A 16,928-nucleotide genomic window follows, 5' to 3' on the forward strand; every position below is an offset into this window, starting at 1 on the left:
CTTACCACAATTTACTTAATTGCAAGCGAATCAAACATTTTTGTGTAGCATACGGCTGGTAGATAACTTCCACCATGCAATGAGTAGCAGTAACGCAGCAATCAGTGGTAAACAGCTGATCAGTAATATCTCCCAACCTAAAACATAAATTACCCAACCAGCACTCAGTGATGCCATAGCTTGCGCGCCAAAAACAAAGCTATCGTTAAACGCTTGCACCTTATAGCGCTCATCCTTGTTATAGCAACGAGGCAATAAAGCGGTACCCGCCACAAAAAGGAAATTCCAACCAATGCCTAGCAATACCAACGCTGCCCAATAATTAAGGAGATCATGCCCAAGCAGTGCGGTGACTATGGTTATCACATAGGCCAGTAGACCAAGTAGCATCATCTTCGATACACCAATGCGTACCACTAATGCGCCGCTAATAAATGAAGGTAGATACATAGCGATAATATGGCTCTGAATAACCCACTTAGTATCAGCAAGGGAATGATGTTCAATATGATGCATATGCAGTGGAGTGGCCGTCATCACAAAGCTCATCATGGCGTAGCCTAACGTTGCGCCAGCAATCGCCACCCAGATTTGCGGTTGTGACAATATTGAACCCAGAGAACGACCTGTGGTCCGAGTGGACTCAATCGTTGCTTTACGCTCAACTTTTGCTTCTCGATAAAAACATAGAATGGCAGCTGCAATCAAACTCACTATGGTTAGAAAGGAAAAAGCGCCAACATAAGCTTGTTCTGATAAAACGTCACCTAACACAGCCAATTCGGGCCCTATAATTGCGGCCACCAATCCACCCAATAATACTCTTGAAGCTGCTTTAGCTGCCAAGGTTTCAGACACCGACTCCATCGCAGCAAAACGATATTGCTGCACCACAGCGCCTGCAGAACCGAGCATCACACCACTTAAACAAAATAAGGTAAAGTTCTGTTGTGAGGCTGCAAAAGCTGCCAACATGCCAGAGCTTGCTGCCACTAATGCGCCAGAAATAAACACTGGCTTGCGACCAAAAGCCTGCATAAGTTTAGACACAGGTACGATAGACAATGCGACACCAATGACCATAGAGGCTATCGGCAATGTTGCAAGCTCAGGCGATGGCGCGATTTCCGCGCCAATAATACCACCTAACAACATCATCATTGGTGTGGCACTCATGGCAAACGCCTGCGCTAACGTTAGTATCCATACATTAAATGGCATAAGCTTTTATTACCCTTAAACAACACTATTAATTCGAGACGTCGTAACATTGATCAAAATTTTATTGCAACATAGTGGCACGAATTTAATGTTAACTCACCTAGGTAAACCGCTGAATATAGGCTTGTAGTCACAAACAACGCTACAAACTGGTAAAAAAGATAATACAAATAAGCCAGTAAGCCACTCCCCTAGCGCCAATAGATTGTGATAACCTCCGCGCTAAAGTAGAACTAAAATTCATCACATTCAGCCAATACCCTTTTGCTGATCAAGTGCTAGTTGGGAGTCATCATGTCAAATACTATTGCCGCACGCCTCAGTGCAATTCGAACTGAGATGGAAAAATCCAATCTCGATGCTTTTATTATTCCTCGTGCAGATGAGTATTTGGGAGAGTATGTCCCAGCCCATAATGAACGCATGCTATGGGCGAGCGGGTTTACCGGTTCTGCAGGCATGATCATTGTGTTAAAAGACTCAGCAGCTATCTTTGTCGATGGTCGCTACACGGTGCAGGTTCGTCAACAAGTAGATGCTGAGCTGTTTGAGTACCTAAGCTTGCATGACACGCCTCAAGCCCAATGGCTGACAGAGAAGCTCAGTGCCAATGCCAATGTCGGTTTTGATGCAAGACTGCATACCCTCTCTTGGTTCAATAACACTCGTAATACCTTGAGCAAAGCGCAGATAGAGTTGGTTGCCGTAAAAGACAACCCCATTGACCTTAACTGGAGCGATAGACCACAAGCATCAAGTGAACCTATCATGGCCTTCAGCGAACAAAGTGCTGGCCGCAGTAGTATCGAAAAACGCTGCACTATTGGCGCAACAATAAAAGCTGCTGGCGCTGATGTGGCGATTATCGCAGCACTGGATTCATTCTGTTGGCTGCTCAATATTCGTGGTAAAGACGTGCCACGTTTACCCGTTGTTTTAGGTACTGCCTTGCTACATGCCAACGGCGATATGCTGCTGTTTACTGACACCACTAAATTGCCAGCAGGTATTGAGCAACATGTCGGTAGCGGGGTTAGCTTTAAAGCCGAAGCTGAACTTGAAGTAGAGCTAGGCAAGCTTAAAGGCGCCAAAGTACTCTCAAGTCCAGATACTACCAATGCTTGGTTACAGATCACCGCAAAAAATTCCGGAGCTGAGCTTATTGCAGGTGCCGATCCGGTTGCACTGCCTAAAGCGCAAAAAAATGACGCTGAACTTGGTGGAATGAAGGCCTGTCATATTCGTGATGGCGTCGCAGTTAGTCGTTTTCTGGCTTGGCTTGATAGCGAAGTACAAGCTGAACGTTTATATGATGAAGGGCAACTTGCCGATAAACTAGAAAGCTTCCGCCTAGAAGATCCGCTATATCAAGAGCCGAGTTTCGATACGATTTCAGCTGCAGGTGCAAACGCAGCGATGTGTCATTACAACCATAATGATGGCACGCCAGCACAGATGACCATGAACAGTATCTATCTGGTCGATTCTGGCGCTCAGTATCTAGATGGTACTACCGACGTCACTCGTACCATTGCCATTGGTGAAGTGACTGATGAACAACGCAAGATGGTTACTCTGGTATTAAAAGGTCATATCGCCATTGACCAAGCTAAGTTTCCGCAGGGCACATCAGGCCAACAGTTAGACTCTTTCGCTCGTCAATATCTATGGCAACATGGCTTCGATTTCGATCACGGTACAGGCCATGGTGTTGGCCACTACCTTAGCGTTCACGAAGGGCCACAAGGAATAGCCAAAAATAGAAGTGCTGTCGCTTTACTGCCGGGCATGGTGTTATCTAATGAGCCAGGTTATTACCGTGCCAATGAGTTTGGTATTCGTCTTGAAAACTTAGTCGCTGTACGTCCATCTATCACTTTAGCCAATTGTGAACGCGAGATGTTAGAGTTTGAAGCACTGACCTTTATTCCAATGGATGCGCGACTAATCGATAAGCGCTTCCTGACTGAAACTGAAATTGAGTGGTTCAACCAATACCATCAGCAGGTGCGAGAAAAGCTAACTCCACACATGCAAGGCACTGAACTGACTTGGCTTAACAAGGTTACCGCAGCGATATAATGCAGTGGTTCGATAAAGCAGCGCATTAGCGCTGCTTTTTTATTGATTGCATTTGTCGCAGTCTAGAAAATAAGTACAGGTTTTAAACTAAAGTTTGCTATACTCCGCCACCGCCATTTTAATGGTAGAAAGAAGTTAGCGCCGTTCGCTAGCGGTTGAATAGTTGATTACAGGACCCTCATCATGAGATTTGAATCTTTTAGTTTTGCTCCCGAGATTTTGCGCGCCATCTCTGAATGTGGTTATCAGAAAATGACTCCTATTCAGCAGCAAGCCATTCCAGCGGTGCGCCGTGGTCAAGATGTGCTAGCCAGCGCCCAAACGGGTACAGGTAAAACAGCTGCGTTTTCGCTGCCTATCTTGCAAAAAATGCTCGACAACCCAATTGAAACAGCCCGTTCAAATGCGCGCGCATTAATTTTGACCCCTACCCGTGAACTGGCTTCACAGATTGCTGACAACATTAATGATTACGCCAAGTATTTAGAAGTGAATGTGGTCACTATCTTCGGCGGCGTTAAAATGGATAGCCAAGCCACAAAGCTAAAGCGCGGTGCCGATATTATTATCGCTACGCCAGGTCGTTTACTTGAGCATATTACCGCTTGTAACCTTAGCCTTTCGAATGTCGACTTTTTAGTACTTGATGAGGCCGACCGTATGCTCGATATGGGCTTTAGTGCTGATATCCAAAAAATTCTACAAGCAGTCAATAGTAAACGTCAGAACTTAATGTTCTCAGCCACTTTCTCTGCGCCGGTGAAAAAGCTTGCCAGTGAGATGATGGTCAAGCCAAACGTAATTACTGCTGACAAACAAAACACCACTGCTGATACCGTTAGCCAAGTTATCTACCCAGTAGAGCAGCGCCGTAAGCGTGAACTACTTTCAGAACTTATCGGTAAGAAAAACTGGCAACAAGTATTGGTATTCACTGCCACCCGTGATGCTGCTGATAAACTCGAAAAAGAGCTTAATCTAGATGGCATTCCAACGGCAGTAGTACACGGCGAAAAGGCACAAGGTAGCCGACGCCGCGCGCTGCGTGAATTTAAAGAAGGTAAAATGCGCGTGCTAGTGGCCACTGAAGTTGCTGCTCGCGGTCTAGATATTCAAGGCCTTGAGTATGTGGTCAACTACGACCTACCTTTCCTTGCAGAAGATTATGTCCACCGTATTGGCCGTACTGGCCGTGCTGGAAAATCAGGGGTTGCCATCTCATTTGTCAGCCGTGAAGAGGAACGTACCTTAGCTGACATTGAGAAACTGATTGGCCAGAAATTACGCCGTGTAACGGTTCCGGGTTATGAAGTGGGTAGTCGTGATTTACTTATCAAACAGCTGCAAACTCGTCGCAGTTTCGCCAAGAAACAACAACGTAGCGATAACGCTGGCGCTCAAGTGATTGCCGAGAAAAACATGCAAGGCCGTCGCGTGAAAGTGAAAAATGCCTCACCGGCAAAAATAAAGAAGATAAAATAATCGCAGTACGGACATCGAATTATTTTATAATCAATAAAAGCACCATATGGTGCTTTTTTTATGCGTATTATTTAGCGACAGGCTTTGAAAGTTATTCCCTAATAACGGGGTCTAGTTAAATTCCAACTGTCACTTCTACATTCAAAGGCCACAATAATGTTAAAAAAGACCTTAGTTACTCTGTCACTCTCACTATCAATACTGCTGTTTAGCTTGCCAATTTTTGCTAAACCTATTGCACTCGATGAATTGAACGTGATGCCGTTAATGAACGGCCAAACCATCCCGAGCGCATCACTTAAAGATCTCAATGGCAATAGTGTTAATATCGCCAAACTCACTGCTGGCAAGCCAAGCATTATCTTTTTCTATCGCGGCGGCTGGTGCCCATTTTGCAACTCTCAAATGGGACAGTTACAAGCGATTGAGCCCCAACTACTTGAGATGGGCTTTCAACTTATAGGCATCTCTCCGGATACCCCGGAGAAACTAAAAGCCTCAATGACCAAACAAGACCTCAGTTACACCTTGTTATCCGATGCCAATTTAGATACCAGTAAAGCCTTTGGTCTAGCGTACTTTACCAGCGCCAAAACCACTGCGCGTTACACCAGCAAGATGAAGCTTGAAAATAAACTGTGGCAAACACCATCTGGCGAGCAACGTTTAGTATTACCGGTGCCAGCTGTTTATATCAGTGATGCCGATGGCCTAGTGCATTTCCAGTATGTAAACCCAAACTTTAGAGTGCGTCCAGCACCAGAGCTAATCACTACCGCAGCAAAACTGGCGCTCAAATAATCTCTAGCAGCTGTGCTTCGGCGTAGCTGTTAAAGACTGGATTAGCTATAATCTCTCCGCCGTATCCTCATTTACTTTCCACGGCGGAGATCTCATGTCCGATACCAGTTATAACCAAGCCCTTTTAGAATTTGCTGACGCAGGTCTTGCAGCACTTGCCGAGTCAACGGCGAGCAGTAGTAGCGCCAAAACACCCGCGGCAGAGAGTCATTTTTTGTGTAGCTGGATGGTGACAGCGCTAAAGAAACGTAGCTTCTCAAAACTTATCGCTGATGATCTTACTTTTTGGATAAGACAAGCCCGCAGCATGGGAGCAGGAGCTGAACTTAAGTTGTTGCTGCAAAAAATTAGTCAGCAGTACCACTATATTGCCGATAAACAACAAGGTCTGGCAGCATCCTTAAAGGCGATGTTAGCTGAACTTGAAGCGGATGATTGGCTAATCATTACCGATCAAGAGGTCAGCAAGAAACTGAAACTTGATAGCGATGGCCACGCAAGTTTAATCATCTCAGATGATCAATTTAATCAGCGCATTGCTGGCGATGAACTGTTAAAACCCATCACACTTTATGTCCGCGCACCTGAGCCAGCCTTTGCCGCTGTAGCTTATAAGCATGATCTACTTATCAGTGCTGGCAACAAAAAAGCCTCGTTGATTAAGCACCACAAAGCTTATCAAATTTGGCCAAAAAACCTACAGCCAGCTCTAGCGCTATTGCAGCCATTAACTTAAAGCTGTTTAACCAATAAAAAGGCCTGCGAAATGCAGTAATGCCAGTCAGTTAAGCTGACTGGCATTCCCCCTAAGGCGCTCTTTAAAGTTGGCAGATAATTTAGTTAAGATCCGCTGCTGTGGTTTGCTTGTGACTGTGACCATCGAGCGTATCGAGCTCAACTTTAGGGATATTAAGCGCTTGCTCTGTGAGGCTGTTATTGCCTTTTAGCAGTTCACTTAAGTTACCGGTTTGTGCATCCACCAGGCCTAACTCTTTAAGCATAGAGTCAATCACCGGGCCATTGGCACGATAATTTAACGCTGCGGTAGTGACTTGCTCAGCAATGCCCCCTTGAGATGATGCTTGCACTCCAGCAGAGTCAGAACTGTGATTACCTGCAGCGCCATAACCCTGAAGTATTTTAATGCCTTCGATATTTTCCAGTGGCTTAACTGACTCTTTGATAATTTCAGGCAATGAGGCCAAAATAGCCAGTGAGCGTTGCAATGCAATCTGCTCATCGCTCAATACATTCTCAGCTTCATGTAATGCTTGCTTACCTGCGGCATCAACCGCATAGACTTTCTCATCAGCTTCTGCGCTTAACTTCTTCGCATCTGCGGCCGCTTTTGCTTCAATTAGAATTGCGCTCGATCTATCTTCCGCTGCGCGCTTTTCCGCTTCCGCTTCAACGGTAACTCCCACCGCCTCACGCTCCGCTTCTTTACGCGCATCAATCACTTCAATCTCTTTACGACGGTTCGCTTCGGCCACTTGGCGAGTGGTGATAACCGCTTCTTCTTTCTCTACCTTGAGTTTTTCAGCATCTGCGGCTTGTGCGCGTGCAGCAGACTCCTCTTCTGATTTCGCGGCAACGGCAATCTGTTTGTCTTGCTCAGCCACTTCGATATCGCGCTGCTGCTGAATGCGTGATTGCTCAATCGCTTTACGCTTTTCAATTTCGCGGGTTTCAATATCTTTGGTTTTCTCAATCTCGGCAGTTTCAATCGCACGATTTTTAGCAATCTCAGCTTCACGCTCTTCCCGCGTTTTTTGTTCTTGTTGCTTCAAAATTTCAGCTTTCTGCTCAGCACGCTTAAACTCCAGTGCTTGTTGCTGCACTAAGCGGGCCTCTTCTTCTGTTTTCTCGATCTCTAACGACTGCTTTTCTGCCTCAAGATTACGCTGCTCAATCTTGATACGGTTCTCTTGTTCTATATCGTTGGTTTCTTTACGCTTCTCTTCAATAATCTTAGCTAAGCGTGCGCGCCCTTCAGCATCGAAGGCATTATTCTCGTTGAAAAACTGTAAGTCAGTTTGATCGAACCCAGTTAACGATACCGATTCCAGCTCTAAGCCATTTTTCTCTAAATCATTGGCAACATTGTTTTGCACGCGCTGCACAAAGTCAGCTCGCTGTTCATGCATCTCTGTCATGTTCATTTCGGCAGCCACTGCACGCAGTACATCGACAAACTTGCTTTCCATCAGCTTTTTCAGCTCTTCAACTCGGGTTGTTCTGGTGCCAAGAGTTTGCGCCGCCATCGAGATTCCCTCTACATTGGGGGCTACTCGCAGATAGAAATCCGCTTTAACATCGACTCGCATACGGTCTTTGGTTATCAAGGCATCTTTTTGTGTTTTTTCCACTTCAATACGTAATGTATTCATATTGACCACAGTGGTTTCATGCAGAACGGGCAGAACGATGGCGCCGCCATCTTTAATTATCTTTTCTCCGCCAAAGCCTGTTCTAACAAACGCCATCTCTTTAGTAGCACGGCAATACAATTTGGCAAAAATCATCCCAATTACCAACATACCGACAAAAACTGAGCCTGCGATTATTAACGCAAAGCTACCACCAAATCCTGCAGCTATATCTTGTACTGGTTCCATCTATAATGTTCCTTCATTATTTAGGTTAAATTTATATCAAACATATGGATATTCATGATTCAAGTTTTGCCGCGCTCCAAACACGGCCTTTTCTTTTAAGCAGCACCACTTGCGTCCCGGTTAAAAACTCAACGCCATCTTCTTCGGGCTCCACTAACACATAATGCTTTTGCAAATAGTCGTCTTTAACTAATGCTTCGCTAGGGTTTCCTAAAACGGCTTTACCTATAGTTAAAGTACCAACACACCCATTAAGGTCTTCAACCGAAACTGCTGATGATTCATTTTTAGGTAAGATATTGGCAAGTTTTCCACCAAGAAAATGACAACTGACGGCCATGAGCATAAGTGAAATAGGCAAAGAAACAGATTGGGCAGATAGACTTTCAAACCAACTTAGAGAGACGAAGTTAACCGATAAACCTGCAATGGCAAAGCTCACAAGTGCCAGTACAAACCAAATCAGTAGCGGGAGGCGATTAATGCACAACCAGCCAGCAATCCCCGTGACTCCACCGACATCATTGCCTGCATCATTAGGCGCCCAATCATCGAGTAGCCCTAAAAAGCTAGCACCAATGACAAGGGATAAGCTTTCAACAATACCGAGTATACCAACAATACATAACGAGATGGCATAGGGTAAGTTTTCTTGGCTTAATAGAAATGAAACCATTAAATCCTCCATGAACACAATTTATCCGCATGATCCTATGCGGCGCAAAGCTTCGATGCCTTGCAATGTGGCTAACTGCATAATTTAAAATAATTTATGCAGTATTTAGCATACCAAACTTTGCCCTGTAGCCAAACTAAAAAATCCACAGCCTAAAAAGGATTCAAGCTGTAACCCTCTTTTGCTGCTATGGCGTGAGCTGTCATCGCCGATAATGCCATATCGACCCTAGGTAGCAACAACGGCAGTGACACATCATAATAAGCGGCACTTTGACCACATAAATTAAATTTAACACCAATTTTGGTCAGTTGGTTTATCAACTCTGCGTTGGCGTTAGGTTTACCTTGAATTGATTGATAGAATTTTTCCTGGGTAAAGTCTTTGACTGCACTGCCGTGGACCACCATCATCAAGTCGATATCATCGAGTGCAACACCATTGCTGACATGCATATTGATAAAGCGCGCCAACGTATCCAAACTACGGTTAACTTTGCCAGGCTCTGCGGCTTTGCTCATATCAAACACCACTTTGAATTGCATCTCTTTAGGAATGGTTACGCTGGTTTCAACATCAGCTATTTTTCCATAGTCTTTTAATACGGGTCCTGGCTTGAAGGCATCGCTGCCCGCCATGAGATTAAAGCTGCACATTAATAGGCTTGCAGCGATAAGATAAGCCCCGTGTAATCTTCTCATTTTTACTTCCCTATAATAGTTATTATTCAAACGATAATTATCGATTTATTACGCTTAGTAGGCGATAAAGTTCATGCTAGCATAGCGAGATTATTCATCTTTAGCTGACCTTTATGAACCAGTCTACTAACAAAAACTATCAATTGCTCTGCAGCCACTTTCAAAGCATTAGCCATTTTGAACATTTGAGCGCACTCGGTGATTGGGATCAAGCAGCGATGATGCCTATTGGTGGCGGCGAAGCGAGAGGCGCAGCAATGGCTGAACTTGCCAAGCATATTCATTCATTGAAAACCGCGCCTATGCTAGAGCAAACGATTGCCGCTGCAGAGTTAGAAACATTAGATCCGCAGCAGCAGGCAAACCTTCGAGAGATCCGCTATCAGTACCAGCAAGCGAATATTGTTCCGGGGAGCCTTGTTGAAGCCAAAACCAAAGCCGCCTATAAGTGCGAGCAAGCTTGGCGCGAGCAACGTAACCAAAACGACTGGCAAGGATTTAAACCTAACCTTGAGCAAGTACTTGCGCTTGCAAAGGAAGAGGCACAGATTCGTGCAGAAGCCCTTAATGTCTCCCCTTATGATGCACTGCTGGATAAGTTTGAACCCGGAATGACATCAACAAGGCTTGAGCAGATATTTGGTGGCTTAAAAAGCTGGTTGCCGCAATTAATTGAACAAGTTCAAGATAAACAGCAGCACCAAGTTCGTTTTAGCATTCCTCATACCAGTAGTGAAGCACAAGCGCTATTAAGTCGTGATGTGATGGAGCTTTTACAGTTTGACTTTAACCACGGTAGGCTCGATACCAGCAGCCACCCGTTTTGTGGCGGCGTTGCCAGTGATGTGCGTCTAACGACTCGTTATGATGAAGCTGATTTTACCAGCGGTTTAATGGGTGTGGTGCATGAAACCGGGCATGCTAAGTATGAACAAGGCTTGCCGCTTAAATGGCGCGGACAGCCCGCCGGCGTTGCCCGCTCAATGGCAATCCATGAAAGCCAAAGTCTGTTTTGCGAAATGCAGCTTGGACGCGGCAGTGCATTTCTCCAGCAGCTGCAACCAATGCTGAAGCAACGTTTAGACTGCAACTTAAGCCATGAGCAGCTGCTAAATATCTATTCCAGAGTCACACCTGGTCATATCAGGGTCGATGCCGATGAAGTCACCTACCCTTGCCATATTTTGCTGCGCTTTGAAGCTGAAAAAGCCATTGTTAGCAATCAACTCGCAATTGCAGACCTGCCTGACTTTTGGTCGGCGCAAATGCAATCGCTTTTAGGAATTAACACCGATGGAGACTACAAGAATGGCTGCATGCAGGATATTCACTGGGCCGTTGGTGAGATGGGATATTTCCCAAGCTACACCTTAGGTGCAATGTACGCCGCTCAATTCAGAGTCGCGATGGAACAGCAGTTAGGCGCTATGGAATCACTTGTCGCGAACGGAAAATTATCATCGGTAATGGGTTGGCTTGAACATAATATTTGGTCGAAAGGCAGTTTATTGACCACCGATGAACTGGTAAAACAAGCCACTGGAGAAACACTTAATCCAGAACATTTCAAGCAGCATTTACTGCAGCGATACTCCGCTTAAAACAAGTAGGATTAATAGATGAAACTACGCAGCATTGAAGCAAGTGACTGGCCAAGTATTCTTGAGATCCAGCTAGAGTGCTATCCACAGATCGAACCCGAGTCATTAGCAGTATTACAGAGTAAATGGTTAGCATCGCCGCAAAGCTGCTTTAGCCTCGAACTAAACCAACAAGTTGTAGGCTATTGCTTGGCTCATCCGTGGATAATCAATAATCCGCCCACTTTAGAGCAAGAGTTAGGCAGCATCACTGCAAGCGATACCCTGTACCTGCACGACATTGCGCTGTCAGCTAAAGCTCAAGGCAAAGGCGCAGGTCGATTGATCCTCGATCGCTTGAAACTGTTTGCAGTGCAAGACAAATACAACAGCATTAGCTTAGTTGCCGTGCAAGGTGCGGATCGCTACTGGCAACAACAAGGCTTCAGCGAGCGTAAGATCGAGAAAGATCTCAGTGGCTATCCAGCCGATGCCTGTTATATGGTTTATACCTTATAGCCGAGATTTGCTATCATATGCGCAATTTCAAAAGAGAAGACTAACATGGCCGTAAGAATCACCTATAAGTTCAAAGGCAAAGCCAAAGAGATCAACTTTGCCTACGACAAATTCCATGACATCTATGAAGCCGTTGCGGCTGAAGAAGGCGTTGATTTAACTCGCTACCATATGATGGAACAGCAAGTAGAGATGACATCTAAGGGTTCATCGGCGGTAAGAGATTTTCGTAATAAAGAGTTTGCTAGATTTGGTTTTAGCGATATTTATTACATTAAAGATGATCCTAAAGCGCGTTAACCCGTTAACAACACTGACTCGCAACCAACCAATTGAGTGATATTAATGACAGCAAACTCTATGCCCAACAGCGATCATGCTAACTTTCCACGCGCTGGTTTTTTCAAACGCTGCGGCGCAATTATTTACGACTTGCTACTCGCTGTTGCGGTTTACATGATCGCCGGCGCTATCGGTTTTGGCCTATTTACCGCACTGGTCTCTGGCGGGCTAGTCGACATAACAGGTTATGAGCATATATCCGATGCGCTAAATGCCGAGCCGTTATATAAAGGGATCTATCAATTCTGGATAGCCTTATGTGTAGGTTTGTTCTACATCAGCTTTTGGAGCTACGGTGGCCAAACTTTAGGGATGCGTGCTTGGAGACTTAAGATCCAGCACCCGAATGGTCAGAATCTAAGTATGATCACCGCTGCGGCGAGACTTATCTGGTCGTTACTCGGCATTGGTAATTTGTGGATATTAATTAACGGTGACAAGCTTGCACTGCAAGATATGATGACACGCTCTGAAGTGGTGGTACTGTCTAAAGAAGCTAATCAGATGCGTAACTGGCGAGGCGTTTAATTGCTTAATATGCGCTAGACGCTAGGCGCTAGGCGCTAGGCGCTAGGCGCTAGGCAGAATAAAAAAAGCCAATAAACTTGCTCACAAGTATATTGGCTTTTTTGTTGCCTACCTTCTAAGGATTAGGCCTTTATTTACGGATATAGTACAGCGCGCCAGCGCTAAATATGACAGCTGGCATTCCGGCACTAATAAACGCTGGTAGGCCATAAACGATACTTAACGGACCAAATACTTCACTGCAAATATAGAAACTAAAACCAGCCACGACCCCTAGCAGCACTCGCGCGCCCATGGTCACCGTTCTTAACGGGCCAAATACAAAAGATAGCGCCACTAACATCATCACAGCGATAGTGACAGGCTGCATTAACTTGCGCCACAATGCTAACTCATAGCGAGCAGAAGCTTGATTGTTGTTTTGTAGATAGTCCAAATAATCCAACAGCCCTTCAATAGACAACGACTCAGGCTTAACCGATACCACACTTAATTTCTCAGGCGTCAAAGACGATATCCATTTGTCTTCATCGAGGTTGGTCAACACCACTTGCTCGCTCTTTAGAGACGTTCTTCTAACGTCATAGAGCTGCCAAAATTTGCCCATATATTTAGCGGTTTCAGCATGGACAGTACTGGTAAGGTTAGTAGTATCGCTAAATTCGTACAAAGTGATATCGCGTAAATTATTGCTATCAACAATGCCACCAATATTAACAAAAAGATCACCATCCTTTGCCCAAACTCCACGGCTAGATTCAATCAAGCTACCGCCAGAGATCTGCGTTCGCTGGATCTCTTTCGCACGTACCTCGGCAACAGGCGCCACATACTCCGACAGTAACATCACCAAGATCATTAATGGAATCGCAGTTTTCATTGCCGACAGTGCAATTTGTAAGCGTGATAAGCCTGATGACTGCATCACCACCAATTCAGAATTTGATGCCAACATTCCCATGCCGGTAAGTGCGCCAAGCAGTACTGCCATAGGAAAAAACATTTCGATATCACGGGGGATCAAGAACAGTACATAGATCCCAGCATCCATCATGCTATAGGTGCCTCGTCCTACCAGCCTTAACTGATCAACCCACTTAATAATGCCCGATAAACCGGTCAAAATAAGCAGTGACAAAGATGAGCTGCTGATAAGAACCTTAGCAATATAGAAGTCTAAAATTCTCATGCGCGAGCCGCCTTTTTACGCTTAAACACGCCTGAAAGCTTCGCCCCTGTTGGCCGCTCTTTACCGAGTAAGAGCAGGCCTATTAACAGGGCGGAGGCATGGATCCACCACATTCCGAGGAATTCAGGAATAACGCCGTCTTCTAACGATTTACGTCCAGCGACCATCAACCCGAAGTAGCCCAAATAAAGCAAAATAGCAGGGAACATTTTAGCGAACTTTCCTTGGCGGTTATTCACTCGCGCCATAGGCACTGCAATTAAGGTCATTAAAGGAATAGCTAACGGTATCGCAAGGCGCCAATGAAACTCAGCAGTCGCTTCTGGCGTATCAATATCCATCAATTGGTCAATGGGCAGTGCCGAAAGCTTACGCCTGCGCTCTCCCGCCTCTTGCTCTTTAATCTCCATCTGATAGCCACCAAATTCGACCACCTGATAATCAATGCGTTTTGGACTCCCTTGATATTGCACCCCATCTTCAAGCTGCAACCTTTGCCCGCCTGTAGTGTCTTCAACCACCTTGCCAGACCGTGCGACCACAACATTCGCTAAGCCTGTTTCGTCTTCAGGATCCGGAAGCTGGGCAACAAATACCTTATCAAGCTTATTGTCTCGGCCAATGCGTTCGACAAATAATACTGCGCGGCCATTAGGGCTGGTTTGAAAGCGCCCTTGGGTTAATGCGGCAATCCCCGCCTCAGATTGGGCATGTTCTAACACCTGGTTTTGCCGCTCTTCTGCCCAAGGGGTAACATAAATAGACAAAAAGCCTGTAAACACCATGTTGACCACAGCAAGCAACAAAGTGACTCGGGTGATATACCATTCACTAATGCCCACACCGTGTAAAATAACCATCTCATTTTCTGAGTACATACGGCCATGAGCCAGCAAAATACCTAAAAATAGGCTGAGTGGCAGCACTAAAACAATTAGAAACGGCATATTGAGCCCTAGCAATGTCATCACTAGGGAAGCGGGAAACTCACCATCAGAAGCGTCTGCAAGCACACGCACGAAATGTTGGCTAATAAAAATAGCTAACAGCACCAAAAGTACTGCAATTTGCGCCTTTAAAACTTCTCGAATCAAGTATCTAAATACAATCACAGGTAGGATCCTGTCTCTAAACTTTGAATTATGCTGGTATCAATACAACTTTCATGTAAACTGTCTACTTTTAGTAGTTTTGTAACCAACAATTGCATAACATGGCCAGGGAAAACACCTGAAAAATCTATTTTAGGGTGCGCCATATTCAGGCCCTTTTTGGGCACAAGCAGACATTATCTAATAAATAATAAAATTTGTCTTTAAGAATCTAGGAGAGCTCATGGAGTTTAGCGTAAAGAGCGGCAGCCCAGAGAAGCAACGCTCAGCTTGTATCGTCGTAGGTGTATACGAGCCAAGACGCTTGTCCGGTATCGCCGAACAGTTAGATAAGATCAGTGATGGTTACATTAGTAACCTACTTCGTCGTGGCGATTTGGAAGGTAAGCCAGGACAGATGTTATTACTGCATCATGTACCTAACGTATTAAGCGAACGTGTACTTTTGGTTGGTTGTGGTAAAGAGCGTGAACTTGATGAACGCCAATACAAGCAAATTATCACTAAGACTATTAATACCCTAAACGAAACAGGTTCAATGGAAGCTGTTTGTTTTCTTACCGAATTACACGTGAAAGGTCGCGATACATACTGGAAAGTACGTGAAGCGGTCGAAAGTACACAAAACAGCCTATACAGTTTTGATGCGCTTAAGACACGTAAAGGTGAAACTCGTCGCCCACTACGTAAGTTGGTATTTAACGTACCCACTCGCCGTGAGCTAACGGTTGGCGAGCGCGCGATTGAGCATGGCATGGCTGTATCAGCCGGTATGCACCTTTGTCGCGACGTGGCAAACATGCCGCCAAACATCTGTAATCCCGCTTATCTTGCATCACAAGCTCGTCAAATCGCCGAAAATACTGAGAACCTCACAGTAACAACGGTTGGTGAAGAGCAGATGGAAAAGCTAGGTATGAACTCATACCTAGCGGTAGGCCGTGGTAGTGATAACGAATCTGTTATGACCATCATGGAATACAAAGGCGCTATTGATAATACTCAAAAGCCAATTGTACTTGTTGGTAAGGGCCTAACCTTTGATTCCGGTGGTATTTCACTTAAACCAGGCGAAGGCATGGATGAGATGAAATACGACATGGGCGGCGCAGCAGGTGTTATCGGTGCAATGAAAGCACTGTGTGACATGCAGCTACCAATCAACGTCGTTGGCGTACTTGCTGGCTGTGAAAACATGCCATCGAGCAATGCATATCGCCCAGGCGATATCTTAACCACGATGTCAGGTCAAACAGTTGAAGTGTTAAACACTGATGCTGAAGGCCGTTTAGTGTTATGTGATGTATTGACCTATGTTGAGCGTTTTGACCCAGAGCTTGTTGTTGATACAGCAACGCTAACCGGCGCATGTGTGATTGCATTAGGTAAGCACGCATCAGGTCTGTTCTCTGGTCATAACCCACTGGCACACGAGCTACTTAATGCTGGTGAGCAAAGTGGTGACCGCGCATGGCGCATGCCGTTATGGGATGAGTACCAAGAGCACTTAGAGAGCCCATTTGCTGATATGACTAACTTAGGTGGTCGTCCAGCAGGTTCTATTACTGCTGCTTGTTTCCTCTCTCGTTTTGCTAAGAAGTATAACTGGGCACATCTCGATGTGGCGGGTACTGCTTGGAATAGCGGCGCGAATAAAGGTTCAACAGGTCGCCCTGTACCATTATTAACTCAATTCTTGATCAACCGCGCAGGCGTTGAACAAGGTGAGTAATTTGGCTTAGCCAAAACGATTTATCTAGCATTGCCAGATAAAACAAAAGCCAGTTGTTAATTCAACTGGCTTTTTTAATGCTTTGTGTTTTTGGATAATCAAAGACAATTCAGCTGCATTGAGCTTTTGCAAGTCGCCGTGAATATATCCCTATAGGCTCTGCCAAATCATCCATGATTTAGAAACTTGCACAGCCCAACTCAGATGAATAGTTAGCATGTAGTCGTAAACTCGCTTTTGGACAGGAACGCGTTAGTGCAAAGGGTCTAAGAATGGCTAGTGGAATTAGCAAATGTATGGCTATCAATTAAAGTTTACACTGACCCTGACGAATCCCCACAAAAA

15 protein-coding genes are annotated in these 16,928 nt (G+C 45.2%); 9 read left to right on the top strand and 6 right to left on the bottom strand.

Annotation, left to right across the window (positions count from 1 at the left end; translation table 11 throughout):
* Nucleotides 1–30: 30 nt before the first annotated feature.
* A complete protein-coding gene (locus tag AB4135_RS05605; RefSeq protein WP_371991039.1) occupies nucleotides 31–1,221 on the bottom strand; it encodes an MFS transporter in 1,191 nt (396 codons plus the stop codon).
* A 294-nt stretch (nucleotides 1,222–1,515) separates the two neighbouring features.
* Between AB4135_RS05605 and AB4135_RS05610 the strand changes: the two genes are divergently transcribed.
* The 4 genes from AB4135_RS05610 to AB4135_RS05625 all read left to right on the top strand — a co-directional run bounded on the left by AB4135_RS05610 (nucleotide 1,516) and on the right by AB4135_RS05625 (nucleotide 6,322).
* Complete coding sequence (locus AB4135_RS05610; RefSeq protein ID WP_371991041.1) at nucleotides 1,516–3,303, top strand: aminopeptidase P family protein; 1,788 nt, start codon at nucleotides 1,516–1,518, stop codon at nucleotides 3,301–3,303.
* Between the two features lie 183 nt (nucleotides 3,304–3,486).
* Nucleotides 3,487–4,785 carry a DEAD/DEAH box helicase gene (locus AB4135_RS05615; protein WP_371991042.1) on the top strand — a complete coding sequence of 433 codons (1,299 nt, stop codon included), beginning with the start codon at nucleotides 3,487–3,489 and terminating at the stop codon, nucleotides 4,783–4,785.
* Nucleotides 4,786–4,941: 156 nt separating this feature from the next.
* The gene (locus AB4135_RS05620; RefSeq protein ID WP_371991044.1) at nucleotides 4,942–5,586 is read left to right on the top strand and encodes a peroxiredoxin-like family protein; all 645 of its coding nucleotides are present in this window, start codon (nucleotides 4,942–4,944) and stop codon (nucleotides 5,584–5,586) included.
* Between the two features lie 94 nt (nucleotides 5,587–5,680).
* On the top strand, nucleotides 5,681–6,322 hold the full coding sequence (locus AB4135_RS05625) for a DUF2913 family protein (protein WP_371991045.1): 642 nt from the start codon (nucleotides 5,681–5,683) through the stop codon (nucleotides 6,320–6,322).
* A gap of 100 nt (nucleotides 6,323–6,422) precedes the next feature.
* Here the strand turns inward: AB4135_RS05625 and AB4135_RS05630 are convergent, their stop codons facing one another.
* The 3 genes from AB4135_RS05630 to AB4135_RS05640 form a co-directional block, all read right to left on the bottom strand.
* Nucleotides 6,423–8,204 (bottom strand): flotillin family protein, encoded by a 1,782-nt coding sequence (locus AB4135_RS05630; protein ID WP_371991047.1) that lies wholly within the window; start codon nucleotides 8,202–8,204, stop codon nucleotides 6,423–6,425.
* A 52-nt stretch (nucleotides 8,205–8,256) separates the two neighbouring features.
* Nucleotides 8,257–8,880, bottom strand: a complete 624-nt coding sequence (locus AB4135_RS05635) for an OB-fold-containig protein (RefSeq protein ID WP_371991049.1) — start codon at nucleotides 8,878–8,880, stop codon at nucleotides 8,257–8,259.
* A 152-nt stretch (nucleotides 8,881–9,032) separates the two neighbouring features.
* On the bottom strand, nucleotides 9,033–9,581 hold the full coding sequence (locus AB4135_RS05640; protein ID WP_371991050.1) for a DsrE family protein: 549 nt from the start codon (nucleotides 9,579–9,581) through the stop codon (nucleotides 9,033–9,035).
* Nucleotides 9,582–9,694: 113 nt separating this feature from the next.
* Between AB4135_RS05640 and AB4135_RS05645 the strand changes: the two genes are divergently transcribed.
* From AB4135_RS05645 to AB4135_RS05660, 4 genes are read left to right on the top strand one after another with little or no spacing between them, the layout of a single operon-like run.
* A complete protein-coding gene (locus tag AB4135_RS05645) occupies nucleotides 9,695–11,182 on the top strand; it encodes a carboxypeptidase M32 (protein WP_371991052.1) in 1,488 nt (495 codons plus the stop codon).
* An 18-nt stretch (nucleotides 11,183–11,200) separates the two neighbouring features.
* Complete coding sequence (locus AB4135_RS05650) at nucleotides 11,201–11,680, top strand: GNAT family N-acetyltransferase (RefSeq protein WP_371991053.1); 480 nt, start codon at nucleotides 11,201–11,203, stop codon at nucleotides 11,678–11,680.
* Between the two features lie 45 nt (nucleotides 11,681–11,725).
* On the top strand, nucleotides 11,726–11,980 hold the full coding sequence (locus tag AB4135_RS05655; RefSeq protein ID WP_020914207.1) for a DUF2960 domain-containing protein: 255 nt from the start codon (nucleotides 11,726–11,728) through the stop codon (nucleotides 11,978–11,980).
* A gap of 60 nt (nucleotides 11,981–12,040) precedes the next feature.
* Nucleotides 12,041–12,550: an RDD family protein gene (locus AB4135_RS05660; protein ID WP_371991070.1), complete on the top strand. Its 510-nt coding sequence runs from the start codon at nucleotides 12,041–12,043 to the stop codon at nucleotides 12,548–12,550.
* 130 nt (nucleotides 12,551–12,680) lie between these two features.
* Here the strand turns inward: AB4135_RS05660 and lptG are convergent, their stop codons facing one another.
* Both lptG and lptF read right to left on the bottom strand, forming a co-directional pair.
* Nucleotides 12,681–13,739 (bottom strand): LPS export ABC transporter permease LptG, encoded by a 1,059-nt coding sequence (gene lptG, locus AB4135_RS05665; protein WP_371991055.1) that lies wholly within the window; start codon nucleotides 13,737–13,739, stop codon nucleotides 12,681–12,683.
* A complete protein-coding gene (lptF, locus tag AB4135_RS05670) occupies nucleotides 13,736–14,851 on the bottom strand; it encodes an LPS export ABC transporter permease LptF (protein ID WP_371991057.1) in 1,116 nt (371 codons plus the stop codon). Before lptF ends, lptG begins: the two co-directional genes overlap by 4 nt.
* Nucleotides 14,852–15,074: 223 nt before the next feature.
* Between lptF and pepA the strand changes: the two genes are divergently transcribed.
* Nucleotides 15,075–16,583, top strand: a complete 1,509-nt coding sequence (gene pepA, locus AB4135_RS05675; RefSeq protein ID WP_371991059.1) for a leucyl aminopeptidase — start codon at nucleotides 15,075–15,077, stop codon at nucleotides 16,581–16,583.
* The last annotated feature ends 345 nt before the right edge of the window (nucleotides 16,584–16,928 follow it).

This window comes from Shewanella sp. 10N.286.54.B9 (assembly GCF_041468565.1).
GTDB lineage: Bacteria > Pseudomonadota > Gammaproteobacteria > Enterobacterales > Shewanellaceae > Shewanella.

What these genes read in the sequence shown, in the direction of transcription:
- pepA (WP_371991059.1), top strand. Translation starts at nt 15,075, where the DNA reads ATGGAGTTTAGCGTAAAGAGCGGCAGCCCAGAGAAGCAACGCTCAGCT.
- lptG (WP_371991055.1), bottom strand. Translation starts at nt 13,739, where the DNA reads ATGAGAATTTTAGACTTCTATATTGCTAAGGTTCTTATCAGCAGCTCA.
- AB4135_RS05645 (WP_371991052.1), top strand. Translation starts at nt 9,695, where the DNA reads ATGAACCAGTCTACTAACAAAAACTATCAATTGCTCTGCAGCCACTTT.
- AB4135_RS05620 (WP_371991044.1), top strand. Translation starts at nt 4,942, where the DNA reads ATGTTAAAAAAGACCTTAGTTACTCTGTCACTCTCACTATCAATACTG.
- AB4135_RS05625 (WP_371991045.1), top strand. Translation starts at nt 5,681, where the DNA reads ATGTCCGATACCAGTTATAACCAAGCCCTTTTAGAATTTGCTGACGCA.
- AB4135_RS05635 (WP_371991049.1), bottom strand. Translation starts at nt 8,880, where the DNA reads ATGGTTTCATTTCTATTAAGCCAAGAAAACTTACCCTATGCCATCTCG.
- AB4135_RS05650 (WP_371991053.1), top strand. Translation starts at nt 11,201, where the DNA reads ATGAAACTACGCAGCATTGAAGCAAGTGACTGGCCAAGTATTCTTGAG.
- AB4135_RS05660 (WP_371991070.1), top strand. Translation starts at nt 12,041, where the DNA reads ATGCCCAACAGCGATCATGCTAACTTTCCACGCGCTGGTTTTTTCAAA.
- AB4135_RS05655 (WP_020914207.1), top strand. Translation starts at nt 11,726, where the DNA reads ATGGCCGTAAGAATCACCTATAAGTTCAAAGGCAAAGCCAAAGAGATC.
- AB4135_RS05610 (WP_371991041.1), top strand. Translation starts at nt 1,516, where the DNA reads ATGTCAAATACTATTGCCGCACGCCTCAGTGCAATTCGAACTGAGATG.
- AB4135_RS05615 (WP_371991042.1), top strand. Translation starts at nt 3,487, where the DNA reads ATGAGATTTGAATCTTTTAGTTTTGCTCCCGAGATTTTGCGCGCCATC.
- AB4135_RS05605 (WP_371991039.1), bottom strand. Translation starts at nt 1,221, where the DNA reads ATGCCATTTAATGTATGGATACTAACGTTAGCGCAGGCGTTTGCCATG.
- AB4135_RS05640 (WP_371991050.1), bottom strand. Translation starts at nt 9,581, where the DNA reads ATGAGAAGATTACACGGGGCTTATCTTATCGCTGCAAGCCTATTAATG.
- AB4135_RS05630 (WP_371991047.1), bottom strand. Translation starts at nt 8,204, where the DNA reads ATGGAACCAGTACAAGATATAGCTGCAGGATTTGGTGGTAGCTTTGCG.